Source organism: Bacillus sp. ISL-57, assembly GCF_018613135.1.
Taxonomy (GTDB): Bacteria; Bacillota; Bacilli; order Bacillales; family DSM-1321; genus Peribacillus; species Peribacillus frigoritolerans.
In genome coordinates this window covers 15,254-32,712 of sequence record NZ_JAGGQV010000002.1, presented here as the reverse complement: position 1 = coordinate 32,712, position 17,459 = coordinate 15,254, and the positions used below count along the sequence as shown (strand labels likewise).

Genomic DNA, 17,459 nt, shown 5'->3' with positions numbered 1-17,459 from the left:
ATTGGCTGTTTACACTCCGTCACCTGCACAAAGGTCGGAAAAAAATAGCTATCGGTCTAGCTGTTGAATCATGGTTCGCGTATAACCTCCGAATGTTTTCGCCAACCGGTCACCCAACCTGACGCTTATTGCAGCAAGCACCGCCCCCAGAACCATGATAAGGAGTGATTTCGCAAAAGTATCTACTTGCATGAAAATGACATTCATATCGATGTATCGATACAAAATTGGTGCCAACAGGAATGCTAGAGGTGTTAAATAGAGAACGGCTACACTGACGAGACTGACGAGTCCGATCACCAACTTCTGCATTAACCAAAAGACGGCGAGCCAATTGCGACGATCCGTAAGTTCTAATTTGGCATGAACCCAAATCGATGCATCCGTTGTTATTTTTTTGTCGTAAGGTGCTGTCGTAATATCTGTATAAATTTTCGTCTGCGTACGTTCGAATTGGATGAAGGTTGTCGTAGTTCGCAATACCCGTGTAAATAGTGGAATGCCGATTGCTATAAATGAAAGACTTAAACTGAACGACAGAGCTACCATATAAAAGCAAAAGTAAAACAAGCCTGTAACGAAAGTTAATAATAAAAAATAACCATTTTGGATGAAACCTGATTTCATAAGGTTCATCGCTCCTCTCCGTGTATTAGCGGTATTGTATGGTTTGGCTTGTCTTCCGTCAGCCGCACCAGTGTGAAAATGTTATGTGACATTTTCGGAATATATCCAACCTGCTCAACCTCAGCAAAGAAAGTAAACGCCATAGACGGAAACACTGTTCTGAAGTTGTTAATGATTTGACTACGGTTTTCTATAGGTGAATCAGCTCCTCTTTAAAAAATAGGTTGGTGCGGTTGCCTACTGCTTCATACTAACCGCACAGCTGTCATCTCCACCAGTGACAACATGTCATCTTTTCTTTGTGACATGTTGGTGCTGATCAATACGTTAGCGAGCAGTGCATGTCACATGAAATAGTGAAGATTTGTAACTAGCTTAAATGATAGTGAGTGAGTGACAATTGGATTACTGATGACGACCCAATATGCTTGTATGCAGAAAGTCGTACTTCAAAAAAATCCATGAGGTGAATACCATGAACAAAAGAAGGAAAATGATTTACGGTGGAGTTGCCTTAATGCAAAGTGCAGCGATTCTAACTGTGGGTTGTAGTACGAGACCAGCTGAAAAGTCGGATCTAATAGGAACAACCCAACCAGTTGAGACAGCTCAAATATCATCTCAAATAGTATTGCAAAATCACTTGAATTGCAGGCGAAGCGAATGAAGACGTTAAATCCGAAACAACCATTGGATGATTTAAAACCGCTAAAAGAAATGATAGGGAATGCAAATTATGTTGGTTTAGGGGAGGCTACTCACGGAAGCTCGGAGATTTTTATGATGAAGCATCGCCTCGTGAAGTATTTGGTCACTGAGCTAGGCTTTACCAATTTTGGGAATGAAGAGGATTGGGGCAACGGTTTAAAGCTGAACGAGTATATCCAAACGGGAAAAGGCAACCCTAGGGAGTTTTTGAAGCTGTTGTACCCAATTGATGAGATCGTCGCTATGGTAGAATGGATGCGGAAATACAACTCTGATCCTGTAAATAAAAAGAAAATCCAATTCATCGGACTCGACTTAAAAATGCTGGATCAAAGTGTCTTCGATAAAGTGATCAACTATGTAAAGGAACATCATCCTGATTTACTGCCGGAAGTCGAGCAAAGCTACAACGAGTTGTCATCGGTGGCAGGTAATCTACAGGAATATATGAAGCTGACTACTGAAGTGAAAGAAAAGCATATGGCTAATGCTCAAAAAGTAGTCAAACTACTTGAAGACAAAACGAAGTCGAATAATGAGACTGATTCACACGAGCTAGATTGGGTGAAAGGAACGACTATAGTGATAGAGAATTTTACGAAGATGGGGATTCCTGCTGACTATCCGAGCATGGTGAAGCTGCATGATCAGTATCTAGCCGAGCACGCTGTTTGGGCTCAAGAAAAATTTGGCGGCAAAACGATGGTTTGGGGGCACAATATTCACATAGCTAAAGGTGTTATCACTGAGAAGATGTATCCTAAAGTCGCCGGGGAGTTTCTGATAGAACGTGTAGGTAATCAATATGTAGCAATTGGCTCCTCCACCACGGAAGGCAAATTTACAGCATATAAATCATTCAGTGAAAATAAGATTGCAGCGGATACCATTCAGAAGAACGAGAACAGCTCCAATCATATGTTTGGACAAGTTCATTACGATCAGTTCCTGTTAGATCTTCGCAATTTGAATGGATCCGCGCAGCAATGGGTAAAAGAAAAGCAGCCATTCTTTGATGGCGTTGCACAGATCAATCCTAACGTATCGCAATATGATGATGATGTTTCCCTTCAGGAGCAATTCGACATTATGGTTCATATCCAAAAAACGACCCCTTCGCATATCAAGTAATATGAAATAAAAAAGACAATCCCTAAACATGTTACCAGGATGAGGGATTGTTTGCAGACGTAAAAGTTCACTTTGATGCGACTAAAGGGAAAGCATCAACCGCAATTAATACACAGTGGCATTACCAAATGAAGGAAAAAATCATCGAGTCAGATTAGAGCTTTACAACGACCAAGGAAAGGAAATTCCCTCGTTGTCAGATGGCATTGATTTTGAGACTGAGACTAATAAATCTGAAAATCATATAACTGTAAAAGGAAGAACGATAATTCCTCAGTCTCTAAAAGAAAAAAACAAGTTATTTGGAAATTCACCCAAAAGTAGCACTGCATGAAAAAAATCAGTTCGTTACATTGGAACAGCAAACTCCTATCAAAATACAGTCTGATCGACAAAATCTATCCGTAACAGTGGAAAAATGAAATTAAAGAAAGGTAATTTCAACGTCGATTTCCAAGTTAACCATGGCGATAAGAGAAATTGGAATTTTTCGTTTTTTAAAGATTTTGCACGTAATGATATAACGTTAGTTAAAGAGTCTAAAAAAACCTTGGAAACATTTAATCAAAGTAATAGATGAGAAAGAATTAAGATTCCGAAGCACATTTGATATCGGTACAGTTAGTGATTTAGTAAAGACAATTATGTAATAAGAGTTAATTTAGACTCACTAAGTGCGAATATACCAGAATCTTTAGAATCTATTAAGAAATAAGTGAGTTTTAGGAACTAGAATTATCTTAAAAGTAATAAGAAAATTAATGGTTTAAACGGAAATCCTTTAGTCATGTAAAAAAACCAATAAGTAAGTATTCAGGAGGTTTTTATGAAAAAGAAAGTGATTATTGCACTTAGTGCTTCTGCTATAATACTTGCTAATTTTGTAGGAAGTACTTATGCAGATTCTTCGAAAACAGAAGTTCCTGTTACAGCTCCCTACAATACAAATCAAATAGCGGAATGGTTGGAAGCCCATGCAAAGCCTTTAAAAACAACTAATCCAACTGCATCTCTTAATGATTTAAAACCACTTAAGAATATGGTAGGTTCAGCTTCAATTGTAGGTTTAGGTGAAGCTACGCATGGGGCTCATGAAGTTTTTACAATGAAACACCGCATTGTTAATTATTTAGTATCTGAAAAGGGCTTTATCAATTTAGTTTTAGAAGAGGGATGGGATAGAGCTTTGGAACTTGACCGATATGTTCTTACTGGTAAGGGAAACCCAAGCCAGCATCTATCACCTGCATTTAAGACGAAGGAAATGTTATATCTACTTAGTTGGATTCGGCAATATAATGCTAATCCAAAACATAAATCTAAAGTGCGTGTCATTGGGATGGATATTCAATCAGTAAACGAGAATGTTTACAATAATATAATAGAATATATAAAAAGAAACAATTCAGATCTTGTGCCTAGAGTAGAAGAGAAGACAAAAGGTCTTATACCTGTAACAAAGGATATGGATACCTTTGGCAGCCTTCCGCAAAAAGAAAAAGAAAAGTATATTTCAGATGCTAAACAAATCAGTGCTTTATTAGAACAAAATAAAAGTTCTCTAAATGGAAAATCCAAAGAGTTCGCATGGATAAAACAAAATGCCCGTATTATTGAACAATTTACTACAATGTTAGCGTCACCACCTGATAAACCATCGGACCTTTTTTTGAAACATGATATTGCAATGTATGAAAATGCGAAGTGGACTGAAGAACATTTAGGTAAAACCATTGTTTGGGGACATAATGGACACGTTTCGAAAACAAATATGATTCCTTTTATATACCCTAAGGTAGCTGGGCAGCATTTAGCAGAATATTATGGTAAACGGTATGTATCTATTGGAACATCAGTTTACGAAGGGCAATATAATGTCTATAATACTGACGGTGAATTTGGCCCATATGGAACATTAAAATCAGATGATCCAAACAGTTATAACTACGTCTTTGGACAGGTCAAAAAAGATCAATTTTTTATTGATTTACGTAAGGCGAACGGTGTGACAAAAACTTGGTTAAACGAACAACATCCAATTTTCGCTGGAATAACTATGGAAGGCCCTGATATACCAAAAACTGTTGATATATCATTAGGTAAATCGTTTGATATACTTGTTCAAATTCAAAAAGTGAGTCCATCTCAACTACATCAATAAATTTGTAATAATGTGTCTCAACGGAGTGTAGTATTGATGGTAGTTTTGAGTGTCAATAGAGTTGTTTAAAAATGTCAGTCATGTTATTCCATTAAAGGGTCAGTGGATGGAATAAGTGTTTTCAAATTTAAGGCGATGTGGGTTAGGAACACATCGCCATCAAGATAAGGTTTTGAAGTACCCCCTAAATGAAAATTTTCTGTCTCTACTTTTAGTTATTTTGAGAAGTCAGCTCATTTTTGTTTTGGGGCGTTTCTTTTTTTGCGCTTTCGGGCACAGATGCTCCTTCACCCCTATTATAGAAGCGATTTCGAATGTAAGGAATAGGTAAGGAAAAAGAGTTTTTCATTGTATATGAAAAAAATATAAAGAGGAGTAAAGGGGAAATAGGTATGACCTATATATGAACCAGTAACAAGAGTGTTTTAAGGAAAGAAGTAAATTCTATGGTTAACATGCTTGTGGAAAAAGAGGGATTTACCGTTTGTTAGGACACAATGATGTTTGTGAGAATAATGATTAGTAAGATAATTGCAAATTCAATGTTGACTTTTTGTCATTGGTAGAGTTGATGACTGTGTGGTTATTATGACACAGCTATCAAGCATCTATACAATTTAAATAGAGGAGAGGAATGCCTTATGAAAACACGTGGTCAAATTACATGTGCAAGTCTAGCACTTTTAATAGCTGGAAGTTCCCTGTTATACATAACACCAACCTCAAAAGCAGAACCCACGCGAAATGTATCTAGTTCGTTACAAACAAGTACTCAACGAGATCGTACTTCCGTCAAGGAAGCAATGCGGGATACACTGCAACTTGGATACCCGGGAATACTCGCTAAAATGTCCAAGGGAGGTAAAACTTGGGGTTATGCCGCTGGGATAGCGGATCTGAGAACCAAGAAACCAATGAAAACTGATTTTCGCTTTCGCATTGGCAGTGTGACGAAAACGTTTATTGCAACAGTTCTACTTCAATTATCTGCAGAGAACCGTTTGAATCTAGACGACCCTATTGAAAAATGGTTGCCGGGTTTTATTCAAGGAAACGGATATGATGGTAACCAGATTACTATCCGGCAGATACTGAATCATACAAGTGGTATCGCTGACTATGTAAAGTCAAAAGACTTTGATATTATAGATACAAAAAAATCATATACGGCTGAAGAATTCGTAAAGATGGGGATTTCTCTCCCCCCAGACTTTGCTCCAGGAAAGGGTTGGTCTTATTCAAACACAGGATACGTAGTACTGGGGATCCTTATTGAAAAAGTAACTGGAAACAGCTATGCGGAAGAGGTTGAAAATCGGATTATTGAACCGCTTGATCTGTCAAATACATTCCTACCTGGCAATTCAAGCGTTATTCCCGGCACCAAGCATGCCCGTGGATATTTCCAACCAGACGGAGCAAGTGAGCTAAAAGACGTTACTTATGCCAACCCAGGTAGCTCGGATGGAGATATGATTTCTACTGCTGACGACTTAAACAAATTCTTCTCTTACTTACTTAGTGGCAAATTACTGAAGGAACAGCAACTAAAACAAATGCTTACTACAGTTCCCACAGGAAGAGAAGGAACTGGTTTTGGTCTAGGAATCTTTGAAATTAAGCTTCCAAGCGGCGTCTCGATATGGGGACACAAAGGTGGCGTTCCAGGGTTTTCCACATTTGCGGGTGGCACACTTGGAGGCAAGCATACATTGGCCGTCAATTTGAACAGCCTTAACAATAGCCCTGATCCTTTTAAAAATATTTTACTTGCTGAATTTAGCAAGTAGGCAAAAAGGAAAAACTTTGTCATAGTTTTATAGTTAAAAATATATCTTTGTGGTTCATAAGCCCAACTAACTTTTAAAAACAGTTAGCTATTAGGCAAGAAAAAGTTAACTCCTTCTCAAATAACGATTAATGCATTAAAATGTTGCAAGAACTATAAAATCTTTTAATGAGCGATGAAGCAGATTGGATTACAAGTTAGATTCATTCAGAAGGTGGATTTAAAAGGTAAATACAACAAAAAGGTTCTAGAACCTTTTTGTTGCAGACTGTAGACAAACTCGATGAAAATCGAGTTTGTCTATTTTTATGGCTTGTACAATTTGGACGTTGCTTGGAACGTAGGGCACTTGCTCTCCGCGGGCGGTCGGGGAGCCTCCTCGGCTTTCGCCTGCGGGGTCTTCCCCTAGACGCGCTTTTCTAAGCAGGAGTCTCGTACCTTCCGTTCCAATCAACTTTGTCTTACCTTTAAGATAGAACACTTTTGCCTAGAGTCATTTCTGTTTTAGGCTCTTTTTTTATAGATTGTTGCTTTTAACATAAAAAAAAGGCAGTTTTCGTAAATATTGTTGCTTTTTATTTATATACCCAATTCTTGCTGTTACCCTTATCAAGAATGAGTTAATTAAACAATAAAGGAGACAGTTGAAATGAGTTTATGCAGTTATATCGGTTGCAATGTTGAACTACCTCTTCACGATTATGATTCAGAATCGGAAGATATAGTTAAGATAGGTTGGGGTTTTTCAGATGAAGAGGAAAGAGTTAACGTACAGAAATTTCAATTCACCACACCATATGTTTACGATATATCTAATGATTGGGGAATCGTCATTTCAGAAGAATGGGCGACCAAAGAAGTATGTGAAGAATCCAAAGTGAAACTTACTGAACTTTGCAAGATTATGAACAACTACCTTGAAGAAGGTGATTTTTTCGAACTATATAGCTGCGGGATTGGAGAAGAAGCTGACAAGCGATATGGTGAACTAACTATACAACTAAACAACTTCGATATTAACCAAATAGAAATTGGTGAAAAAACTTTAGTCCGATTTGTAAAATAGTAAACAGTAGGCGAGCTATTAAAGTACTCAACAACAAATAAAGAGGGCTATCGCGAGTATAAATCCCCCAAACACATCTGTGCAACATGCTCATTTTTATCTCGGTGTACAGAAAGCAAAGACTGTCAAAAAGTGGTGACACGGCATATCTGGCAAACACATGTGGAAGAAGCAGATCATCTGCGTGATCATCAAGTTGTAAAACCTATAAATGCGAAGCGTAAAGAAACGATTGAGCGTGTATTTGCAGATGCTAAGGAAAAGTATGGTATGCGTTGGCCTACTTTAAGGTGACTAAAAAATTGTCAATGCAGGTGTTGCTTACTTTCGTTGCCATCAATTAAAGAGAATGGCAAATAGGACATGGCGAGGTCCAAAAATGGCCTAACTTAGTGGGCTCGAAGAGCCCAATCTCTTAACTTTAGGAGAAATTCAGAGGGAATTTCAAAAGGGGTTCAGGATTTTTTAATTCCGAACCCCTTTTGTTTCCCTAGCCCGAACTTATTTGGTGAAGGAATTGATATTTATCTGATGGGGACAATTCGTGATAGTGGGCTCGTTATAAGAACAGCTGAATACAGTATCACTAGGAATTTCAAACTTTTTCATAACCGGGTCCGCCATTTTTTAATGCTTATGAAAACAAAAAGAAGAGGCAAATAAATAACAATGAAGCAAACGCTGTAGGGATTGATTATTTTATTTAATATATATAAGGAATCGATATCATAAAAAAGTATATTCACAAGCAGTATGATTATGGACATTCCCCATAAGGGATACTTTTGCTGGACATTGAATAAGCGCTTGATCCCCCTGCTGGCAGCCCACAAAGGAATGACCATATTGGGTATGATAATGATGGTCCACCAAGAAACAGTTATGTATTCGAACCGTTGAATAAAGGGCAACTCAATAATGCTGGTCAATGTTAGTGTTGGGTATAGAGTAAGGGTCAATTGTTTCTGGGAATAAAAGACTACCGATACAAAATAAAGTAATAAGCTCAATAACGTAGTGAGCACAACTCCTCCGTGAGCATACTTTTGCGATCTTTCAGCATTTTTGATGAATGGATAATACATCAGTATCATTTCAAATCCAAGCATGGATAATGAAATACTTTTAGTTCCATTCATTATTTCGAATAAATTATGATGGAAAATAGGAAGAAAACCGGTGAAATCAGAGTATTTAAAACCATAAAAAGGTACAAATAAAAGCCAGTATGAAATTATTACAGTTAAGAAGGTAATACCCGTAATGGTTCGGAATCCCCCTGTATTTATATAATAAATCAAGATAAGGAAAACCAAAGCAAATGCCCAAGAAGGTACCTCTTCAAACATCCAAACATGAATGACATTTGTATAGCCGATTATGATCGTCATTCCAAGGACAAAAAAGTAAAGAATAAATAAAAGACTGAAGAAACTACCAATCCATTTACCGAATGCATGATTATTAGTGGAGATTATATCGCCAGGAACAATACTAAATATCTTATAGATTAGCCAAATTAATATATGCACAATCAATCCAGCTAGGAGTATGGATAACCAGCCATCGGTTCCCGTCGCTTTAGCCAAATCTCTTTGAAAACTCAATACGCCTAATCCAGTTTGCATGGAATGCACTAAAAAAAACACATAAAATGACGATACCTTATATTTTTCATTAACACCAGCTTGATTCATGTAGGACCCTCATTTGTATCACTCATATATTTTAATAATCTGGCTTTTATAAGTGAAATCTATTCAAAAAGATCGATTAAATTGTGGATGGAATTTTTGTACGGATCCTTGTCGGTAAGTTGAGATTTTTAGTTACATTTAATGGAAACTGATTGAGTGAGGCATTTGACGCGGAACAGAAACATGTGGACGACCCAAGAACTTTGAGGACGGCAATGGGTAAGGCTTACAAAAGGAAGGTTCAAGCGTGTGAGCGGACAAAAAAGCGAAATAGAGAACCGTGATATCCTTTTCCGAAAGATAGGTGGAAAGTCTTATCTTGGAACAACAGAGGGGGGGATAGATGAGTGATAAAAAAGAAATATCAACCAATAGTGAATCTTAAAGACCTTCAGGACAAAGGGTAGATATCGTAATGGTGATCTTTTTCGCACGGGTAATAAAAAGGTTGACGATGAACGTTTAGAGGAACCATTGTCCTTTACTAATAAGATGAAACTGTATTTTAATTTCTTGATGAATGGAAAAAATATATAGAAGGGAATCAAAACTAATGAAATACGAATGGAGAAAACGAGAGAAGAATTTATATATCCCAAAACAAAAACCTGAACTTGTATCAATTCCAGAACAGAAATTTTTTTTGATAAAGGGAAAAGGAAATCCAAATCAGCACGAATTCGCTGAAAAGATAGGTGTCCTTTATTCATTGGCTTATGCGGTCAGGATGATGCCGAAGCAAGGATACACTCCAGCTGGATATTTTGAATATACCGTATTTCCATTAGAAGGGATTTGGGATTTAACGGAAGAGGGAAAGAAATTAGATACATTAAATAAAGATGAATTATTATATACGATCATGATTAGACAACCAGATTTTGTAACAAAGGAAATAGTGGACAGAGCATTTGAACATGTAGAAAAAAAGAAACCACATCGATTTCTAAATGATGTAAAGTTCGGTACATATCATGATGGTTTATCTGTCCAAATGCTTCATGTCGGTCCTTATGATGATGAACCTCAAAGTTTTAAAGTAATGAATGAATTCATTAAAAATAATAATCTTGAAATAAAGTCGTTACAACATAGGGAAATATATCTTTCAGATTTTAGAAAAGTCGAACCTTCAAAATTAAAAACAGTTTTGAGGTATAAGGTTAAGCCGATAGAATAGCATAAACTTAGCTGTTAACATGCATTCATTCATTTAATGTAGCAAAGATTGAAGGAGTTTACATAGAGTAAAAGGTGCATTATTACCATTGGATGCAATTAAGTAGTCCTTATAAGGTTTCTATAATATGGTTTTTATAGTATGGCTCATAGTTTTTATGAGGGTGTAAAAGAGGAACTAACACTACCCTCAATTAACCTATTGAAAAACATTAGCATCGATTATTTTTGGTGCTTTTTTTTGCAGGGAATTGGTCCACTTTGTCAAATTAGTTAAACAAAGGGGATGAAAAAATGAATGATGATGAGAAAATTGGTATTTTATTGTCCAATATGACAAACGAATTAGTGTCGAGTAGAGTAAGGGTTAGGGCTTTAGTGGAATTACTGGAAGAAAAAGGTCTAATAACCCGCGAAGAGTACGAAAACAGGTTTAAAAAAGTTTTTGAACGAGATGCAATTTCGTATAGAAATGATCTATTGAAAGAAGTCAAAATTAATGAATAAAAGGAGAAGGTATCCATTGGTTTGGGTGCTTTTTTATGGCTGTGTGAAAGATGAACCATGATAAGGGAAGAAACCGGTTAAGAATTTTTTGTGAAACTAAGTCGGGGTATCTGTAAGATATAATGAATATGGAATATTTTACTATAAAGATTTTACAATGCGAGATTTAAGCCTAATTTGTAAAAAAAAAGAGCGTTAATCCTTATTTGATCAACACTCCTGTTAGGCGGTAACATTCTATTATTTTTTTAGATTTGATTTCATTAATAATGAAATCTGTTGCTCATCCCTATTCGAAATTCGTTCAGTCGATCAACGATTAACTTTTGTCTTTACAATGGATGATTTTGACATAACATAGCTTTCCCTTCTATTTTGTTGTATTTTGAATCCATATTCATGACTGACGGTTTCTACATCCATTGGAATTCGTTCTAAATGCAGTTAGCTTTTCCTTGATACAGCTTCGTTTTTTGATACTGGAGCATTTTTGCCTATTATTACAGAAAAGACAACAATTACTGCTATTACAATGGTGAAAAATGTGATGGATTCATCTAGAAATACTGTTGCAAATACAATCATCAAAAATGGTTGTAAGTATTGAATCTGACTAACTCTTGCTATCCCTCCCATTGCCATTCCGCTATACCAAGCAACATATGCTAGAAATTGACTAACGACTGCAAGATAAATGAAACTAATCCATGCATGTATTGGGGCATGAAGCATTTCAGTTGTAAGGTTCAGCCCAACTGGAATTATGAAAAATGGAGCACCGATCATAATGGCCCATGCAATCACTTGCCAGCTACCCAACTCTTTAGATAATTCCCCCCCTTCTGCGTAACTAAGTCCAAGTATGATGACAGCTGCCAGTAAAGCTAAATCGGCTAATTGCAATTGGCCGAACCCAAGATGAAGTGCATACATAATAACCGCTAAAGAGCTGATGATACTTGAAATCCAGAATTTGAGAGATGGGATTTCACCTGCTCTAAATATGGCAAATCCTGCTGTTGATAACGGTAAGAGAGCCAATTCCACAGCACCATGAGAAACAGGCAAGGATTCCATTGCCCAAGAAGTGAGGAGAGGAAATCCTAAAACTGCACCAAAAGCAACAATAAGTAGTCGCTTGAATTGGCGAAGGGAAGGTAGTTTTTCTTTTCGAACAATCAGTACCACCGCTACTATAATGGCGGCTACAACTGTTCTTCCTAAACCAACGATCGTAGTCCCAAAATACTCCACTGCAACACTTGTTGAAGGGAGTGTTAAGCTAAAACAAATGACACCCACCAATCCCAAAAATAATCCGAATTTTTCTCTTGTTTCCCCCAGCATCTTTTCCAACCCCAATCTTTATACTTTGTACCACATCTGTACCATTTTTTACTTATCGTAAAAGCAGTTCTGATATAATTAACATACTATGAGTACGTTCAATAAAAATAAACCGTTTTTTTACCTATCTGTCCTGGTACAGTTGGAGGGGGATTAATATATGAACTCAAAATATATAATTATAATGGAAGACATTAAGCTTCGACTAGAAGATGGTTCGCTAATTGCAGGCAGTAAACTTCCTTCTGTTCGTCAATTATCTGAGTATTTTTCATGTAGCAAAAATACGGTAATTAAAGCATATGCAGAACTTGAAAAAGAGCATTTAATTTATTCTGTTCCTAAAAGCGGCTACTATGTTGTGAATGAATATCAAAAAGCGAAGGAAGAAAATGAGGTGATTGATTTTTTGTCTGCCGGTCCAGATAAAAATGTTATGCCCTATGTTGAATTTCAACATTGTATGAATCAAGCAATTGATCAATACAAAGAAGAGCTATTTACATACTCTGATCAACAAGGGCTTTACTCACTGCGAGTGCAGTTGGTGAAATATTTGGAGAATTTACAGGTCTTCACTAAACCAGAAAGATTAGTTGTTGTCTCTGGCTCGCAGCAAGCCCTCCATTTATTAGTTTCGATGCCATTTCCAAATGGGAAAAACAATATTCTAATTGAACAGCCTACTTATTTTGGATTCATCGAGTCCATCAATCTGCATCAAGCGACCACCTTTGGGATCGAGTTATCAATGGAAGGAATAGATCTTGATCGACTGGAATACATTTTTCGAAATAATGAAATAAAGTTTTTCTATATTATCCCGAGATTTCACAATCCACTTGGACATAGTTACACAAATGGCGAAAAGAAAAAAATCGTTGAGTTAGCAGAAAAATACGATGTATATATAGTGGAGGATGATATTTTAGGAGATCTTGATCCAAATCCAAAATCCGATCCTTTATTTTCTTTTGATCCTTCTGGGAGAGTGATTTATATTAAAAGCATTTCGAAAATTTTTCTCCCAGGGTTAAGGATTGGGACTGTCGTTCTTCCTGCATTAATGATGAACAACTTTTTACGGTATAAATTCAGTTCGGATTTTAATAGTTCAGCACTTTCTCAAGGTGCGCTAGAAATCTATTTAAAAAGCGGAATGTTTAATAGTCATCTCAAAAAAGTAAAAGAGGTATACCAAACTAAAATGCAAATCCTTCAAGAAGCATGTGAATTATTGCTGCCGGCTAATACTTCTTTTTCTAAACCGAATTCCGGATTCTATCTTTCCATCAGTTTGCCCGAGAATGTGAAAGCAAAACAGGTGGTTCATATGCTAAACGAGCAGCAAATATATGTTGATGATGCCTCCAGAATGTTTTTAGCAGAATATAAAAAGGAAAATCTCGTTCGTTTATGCATCTCTCAAGTGAACGAGAGTCAAATTAAACTAGGGATAGAGCGATTGGCTCACTGTATTGCTTTAATTGACAGTAGAAAAAAACATATTGCTCCAAATAACTTTTTACTCCTTTAGAAAATGTCGGGTTTTTCCCGTCACAACCTAAATAATCACAAGTTCTTTAAATATTCCATAAATGATTTTAACTTGTCCCTCCCTTAATTCCTTTCTATAAAGTTATTGAAAAATAGAGCTGCTTGTTTATAAGGGTAGGTTCTGATATGAAGGGGTTTAGAGAGGTGAGTCAATTGACTAAAAACCTTAGGCAATTGAAAAATGTTTCGGTGTTCCAAACGCTTCTAACTTAGAATAATAATTTAGAAGCGAGGAATAATTATTTGAAAAATCAAAGAATCTTTAATAAATCATTTCTTTTTTTATTTATAAGCAACTTTTTAGTTTTTATTGGGCTTGAAATGTTGCTTTCTATTTTGCCTGCTCATTTGTTAAGGATGAATGCATCTTCCATTCAAGTTGGTCTAATCACATCATTATTTACGGTAGGTGCTGTTTTAATCAGGCCTTTTGTAGGTTACTATTCTATGGATAACGAGAGGAAAAGCCTGGCCATTTGTGCAAGTGCAGCTTTAATGGTCATTACAATACCATATCCGTTTCTTAATATGATATGGCTTCTTCTATTGTTACGGCTTTTCCATGGTGCAGCATGGGGGTATCAACCACAGCTAACAGTACAATGGTAGTGGATTTTATTCCCAAGACACGCTTAGGAGAAGGGATAGGGTATTTTTCTATATCCACAACGGTCGGGGCTATCGTTGCACCAAGTATAGGTATCCTTATCTATGACTCTTTTTCCTTCGATATATTGATAGGGTCATCAGCCGTATTGAGCTTATTGGCAGTACTTGCGCTTCAATTTGTCTATTCACCTACTATTGTAGAGCGTGAGAAGAAGCCATTTCGCTTTTTAGATATGATTTTTGAAAAAGACGTATGGTTTCAAGCGTTACTTACGGTTATTACAACACTAGGTTTTGGGGCTATCATCACATTTTTGGTTCTTTTTGGGAAGCAAAGGGAAGTAGATCATATTTTTTTATTCTTCCTTATCAATGCAACTGTCTCAACTTTACTACGCCCGTTTACCGGAAAATGGTATGACAAAAAAGGACCTTGGTTTATTATCATTATGGCGGCTGTGTTAGGATTCTTTTCACTTGTTATCTTGTCATATACGATAAATGAATCTCAACTTATCGTTGCGGCGATTTTATTTGGGGCAGGTTATGGCACGGTTATGCCATGTTTACAAACATGGACTGTTCAAAAGGTAAGTGAAGAAAAAAGAGGAGCAGCCAACGCAACCTTTTTTTCCAGTTTTGACGTTGGTGTTGGAGTTAGCGCGTTTGTATTAGGTATTTTAGCAGAATGGATCAGTTTAGAGATGATCTTCAGGTTTGTTAGTCTAAGTTTTATTTTGATTGCTGTTTTAGTCTATAAGGATTATATAAATGAAAAGAAAAGGCATAATAAATCGATTTAAAAACAAATCCACCTCTATTTTAATAGAGGTGGATTTGTTAGCTGGATACCCAAATAGTAGAACTGGAATACAACCAGTTCTACTCGTAGGGAGGTATAAAAAAGCAGCTAATGACCTAATCATCAGGAAAAGTTTGGAAAATCAACGCTTCCTTTTTTAATTGACCGATTCTACAGTATTTTACTTGCCAGTAGAAGTGCTTTGATTCACGAATCGCCAACTTCAAAGCTCCTCTCAAATTTCCCAGGTGCGAAGTTTGAGTTATAATAGTAAAAAACATCTGCCTTCTATAGGGTGGATGCTTCTTGATTGAAATACATATAAAGGATTGGTGAATAAGAATGGCAATAGTTGATGTAACTGTTATTCCTGTCGGTACACAAACTCCAAGTGTTAGCAGCTATGTGGCAGATATTCAAAGAGTATTAAAGCAATATGAAGAGAAGGGGGAAATTCGTTTTCAATTGACACCCATGAATACAATCATTGAAGGCGACCTGCCTAAATTGTTTGAGGTGATCCAAGCGATGCACGAAGTACCTTTTGAAAAAGGTCTTGCTAGAGTTTGTACGAATATCCGAATCGATGACCGTCGTGATAAAGAACGCAGGATGGAAGACAAAGTAGAGCGAGTGAAGGGCATGCTTGAGGAATAACAGGTTTTGTAATTAACAGTGAAATGTAGATAATGCTGTTTTCGGGGATATATCCTGAATTTCGTCGAGATATTGCTGTTCTTCATAGATATATCCCGAGTTTCGTTAATGATCTTTAATTAATGTCAATGTATTAATAGCTTTAAAGCCTTGGTATACTGATTTATCAGTTCCCAAGGCTTTTTTATTTATTATTTCATACATTTCCATTTTATATATTGCTGAGGAGATTAGGTAGTGATAGATATTAGCCGTTATCGGATAATTTATAAACGTTCGCCATAAAGTTCTTTTTCTTCATTTGGATGAAAAAGAGTGAATCCTTTTGAACAAAACACAAACCTTCTATCTATCTCGAATCCAGCCTTATTCAAAATTTCAACTTTCCCCTGTGAATCAGTGCCAGCATACCCGCAACTACAACCAGAAAGGTGTAGCTCATTTCCTTTTTTGTCTATAAGGATGAGATCGCTATCGAGCAAAATATTATCTTTATTAATTTCTTTAGTAATTTTAGCAATTTTAAAACGATCAAAATGATCCTTGACTGCTTCGAATAATGCAATACTTTTATTGGTAATACCGCGGTCTTCACCGTAATCTTTTATGACAAAAACTTCCCGCTCATATGATTTCTTATATAGATGGTACTTTTGGTAAGTGACGTCATTAATTTTACAAATAAGCGGCCTAATATTATCCAGTTTTTGATTAAACATTGCACCCCTCCTAAATAGTTAGTTTATTAAGTTTATTAGGAGAAAAAGAGATTAGTACTAAGAAACTGATAAGAGACAAATTTTTTTCATTTTTGATTCCCGTTTGTTTAATTAATAGGAATGAAATCTGATACCTATAAGGCATGAATGGAGATGTCAGCAAAGAAGTGAAAGTGTGAAGTCAATTAAAAAAAGCACCCAAATAGGTGCTTCCTAGTTATATATCTTCTTAAAATAATGGACAAACATAATATTCATGACAATTTCGACTATAGCATTAATGCTTACATCGATAATATTAGTTTCCTCAAGTAAATGATAAGGAGCAAATAAGACAATGTAAATTAAGCCAATGATAGTTAAAAGAATGGTCCATAAGCTGTTACGTAAAAACAGTGGAATCACTAAGCTAAAAAAGGGCAAGAAGAAATCTAATTCTTTCCTCCTTCTCTTTTTATAAATATTGACTAAAAGATAGATTGCAATCACATTGATAATAAAAAATAAAATTAGATCAATAACATCATATCCATTCATAGATGAAGGGTTATAAACTCCGGGGAGTGAAAACACTGTAAGAGCAACTAGTAACCAAAAAGTTATCCGATATCTTTTCTTTTGTTTGCCGGAAATTGTTCCCGACTGTAACGCCTTGACAAGTTTGTTAATATTCCAAATATACATGGTTGTCTCCTTATGTAGATTACCACACTAATTATAGGGGAGGGTCCACTAAAATCCCCTATCCAATTACATCAAGTTTATACTATAGCTCTTCTTTCTTAACTTGGGTAGAGTAGTTTTGTTCATTTTGTATTTTTCCATAGTGAGAATTCCACTTTGTACTTGGATTAGGTTGCTAAAGCTTTTTCCTTCAAAAATCATAGAACCATCAGCAACCCA

The 17,459-nt window shown here is 36.2% G+C and carries 12 protein-coding genes and 3 pseudogenes; 10 read left to right on the top strand and 5 right to left on the bottom strand.

The genetic code is table 11. The features are described from left to right. Positions 1–48: 48 nt before the first annotated feature. Positions 49–627, bottom strand: coding sequence for a sensor domain-containing protein (locus J7I90_RS03395; protein ID WP_214768435.1), 579 nt, complete (start codon positions 625–627; stop codon positions 49–51). A gap of 475 nt (positions 628–1,102) precedes the next feature. Here J7I90_RS03395 and J7I90_RS03390 point away from each other — a divergent pair. The 5 genes and pseudogenes from J7I90_RS03390 to J7I90_RS03370 all read left to right on the top strand — a co-directional run. Further along, a pseudogene (locus J7I90_RS03390) lies at positions 1,103–2,466 on the top strand (erythromycin esterase family protein). Positions 2,467–3,292: 826 nt separating this feature from the next. Next, positions 3,293–4,627: an erythromycin esterase family protein gene (locus J7I90_RS03385; protein WP_214768433.1), complete on the top strand. Its 1,335-nt coding sequence runs from the start codon at positions 3,293–3,295 to the stop codon at positions 4,625–4,627. Positions 4,628–5,268: 641 nt separating this feature from the next. After that, positions 5,269–6,417, top strand: coding sequence for a serine hydrolase domain-containing protein (locus J7I90_RS03380; RefSeq protein WP_214768432.1), 1,149 nt, complete (start codon positions 5,269–5,271; stop codon positions 6,415–6,417). Between the two features lie 648 nt (positions 6,418–7,065). Continuing rightward, positions 7,066–7,482: a hypothetical protein gene (locus J7I90_RS03375; protein WP_214768431.1), complete on the top strand. Its 417-nt coding sequence runs from the start codon at positions 7,066–7,068 to the stop codon at positions 7,480–7,482. 9 nt (positions 7,483–7,491) lie between these two features. Continuing rightward, a pseudogene (locus J7I90_RS03370) lies at positions 7,492–7,870 on the top strand (transposase); the annotation flags it as partial. A 217-nt stretch (positions 7,871–8,087) separates the two neighbouring features. On the opposite strand, the gene J7I90_RS03365 reads toward J7I90_RS03370, so the two are convergent. Beyond that, complete coding sequence (locus tag J7I90_RS03365; RefSeq protein ID WP_214768430.1) at positions 8,088–9,179, bottom strand: GerAB/ArcD/ProY family transporter; 1,092 nt, start codon at positions 9,177–9,179, stop codon at positions 8,088–8,090. A gap of 520 nt (positions 9,180–9,699) precedes the next feature. On the opposite strand from J7I90_RS03365, the gene J7I90_RS03360 reads away from it, so the two are divergent. Together J7I90_RS03360 and J7I90_RS03355 are read left to right on the top strand one after the other, a co-directional pair. Continuing rightward, on the top strand, positions 9,700–10,359 hold the full coding sequence (locus J7I90_RS03360; protein ID WP_251025090.1) for a GyrI-like domain-containing protein: 660 nt from the start codon (positions 9,700–9,702) through the stop codon (positions 10,357–10,359). Between the two features lie 293 nt (positions 10,360–10,652). Then, complete coding sequence (locus J7I90_RS03355; protein WP_214768429.1) at positions 10,653–10,865, top strand: hypothetical protein; 213 nt, start codon at positions 10,653–10,655, stop codon at positions 10,863–10,865. A 444-nt stretch (positions 10,866–11,309) separates the two neighbouring features. On the opposite strand, the gene J7I90_RS03350 is transcribed toward J7I90_RS03355, so the two are convergent. Then, complete coding sequence (locus J7I90_RS03350) at positions 11,310–12,212, bottom strand: DMT family transporter (protein WP_214768428.1); 903 nt, start codon at positions 12,210–12,212, stop codon at positions 11,310–11,312. Between the two features lie 160 nt (positions 12,213–12,372). On the opposite strand from J7I90_RS03350, the gene J7I90_RS03345 reads away from it, so the two are divergent. The 3 genes and pseudogenes from J7I90_RS03345 to J7I90_RS03335 all read left to right on the top strand — a co-directional run bounded on the left by J7I90_RS03345 (position 12,373) and on the right by J7I90_RS03335 (position 15,837). Further along, positions 12,373–13,749 (top strand): aminotransferase-like domain-containing protein, encoded by a 1,377-nt coding sequence (locus tag J7I90_RS03345; RefSeq protein ID WP_214768427.1) that lies wholly within the window; start codon positions 12,373–12,375, stop codon positions 13,747–13,749. A 263-nt stretch (positions 13,750–14,012) separates the two neighbouring features. Continuing rightward, positions 14,013–15,181: pseudogene (locus J7I90_RS03340) on the top strand (MFS transporter). A gap of 341 nt (positions 15,182–15,522) precedes the next feature. Beyond that, positions 15,523–15,837 carry an MTH1187 family thiamine-binding protein gene (locus J7I90_RS03335; protein WP_057276246.1) on the top strand — a complete coding sequence of 105 codons (315 nt, stop codon included), beginning with the start codon at positions 15,523–15,525 and terminating at the stop codon, positions 15,835–15,837. A 266-nt stretch (positions 15,838–16,103) separates the two neighbouring features. On the opposite strand, the gene J7I90_RS03330 is transcribed toward J7I90_RS03335, so the two are convergent. Both J7I90_RS03330 and J7I90_RS03325 read right to left on the bottom strand, forming a co-directional pair. Further along, complete coding sequence (locus tag J7I90_RS03330; RefSeq protein WP_214768426.1) at positions 16,104–16,556, bottom strand: hypothetical protein; 453 nt, start codon at positions 16,554–16,556, stop codon at positions 16,104–16,106. 213 nt (positions 16,557–16,769) lie between these two features. Beyond that, positions 16,770–17,240, bottom strand: coding sequence for a hypothetical protein (locus J7I90_RS03325; RefSeq protein ID WP_214768425.1), 471 nt, complete (start codon positions 17,238–17,240; stop codon positions 16,770–16,772). Positions 17,241–17,459: the final 219 nt, after the last annotated feature.

Excerpts from the sequence above, each read along its gene's own strand:
- J7I90_RS03375 (WP_214768431.1), top strand. The coding sequence starts at position 7,066 with ATGAGTTTATGCAGTTATATCGGTTGCAATGTTGAACTACCTCTTCAC.
- J7I90_RS03335 (WP_057276246.1), top strand. The coding sequence starts at position 15,523 with ATGGCAATAGTTGATGTAACTGTTATTCCTGTCGGTACACAAACTCCA.
- J7I90_RS03350 (WP_214768428.1), bottom strand. The coding sequence starts at position 12,212 with ATGCTGGGGGAAACAAGAGAAAAATTCGGATTATTTTTGGGATTGGTG.
- J7I90_RS03325 (WP_214768425.1), bottom strand. The coding sequence starts at position 17,240 with ATGTATATTTGGAATATTAACAAACTTGTCAAGGCGTTACAGTCGGGA.
- J7I90_RS03345 (WP_214768427.1), top strand. The coding sequence starts at position 12,373 with ATGAACTCAAAATATATAATTATAATGGAAGACATTAAGCTTCGACTA.
- J7I90_RS03395 (WP_214768435.1), bottom strand. The coding sequence starts at position 627 with ATGAAATCAGGTTTCATCCAAAATGGTTATTTTTTATTATTAACTTTC.
- J7I90_RS03385 (WP_214768433.1), top strand. The coding sequence starts at position 3,293 with ATGAAAAAGAAAGTGATTATTGCACTTAGTGCTTCTGCTATAATACTT.
- J7I90_RS03380 (WP_214768432.1), top strand. The coding sequence starts at position 5,269 with ATGAAAACACGTGGTCAAATTACATGTGCAAGTCTAGCACTTTTAATA.
- J7I90_RS03355 (WP_214768429.1), top strand. The coding sequence starts at position 10,653 with ATGAATGATGATGAGAAAATTGGTATTTTATTGTCCAATATGACAAAC.
- J7I90_RS03365 (WP_214768430.1), bottom strand. The coding sequence starts at position 9,179 with ATGAATCAAGCTGGTGTTAATGAAAAATATAAGGTATCGTCATTTTAT.
- J7I90_RS03330 (WP_214768426.1), bottom strand. The coding sequence starts at position 16,556 with ATGTTTAATCAAAAACTGGATAATATTAGGCCGCTTATTTGTAAAATT.
- J7I90_RS03360 (WP_251025090.1), top strand. The coding sequence starts at position 9,700 with ATGGAAAAAATATATAGAAGGGAATCAAAACTAATGAAATACGAATGG.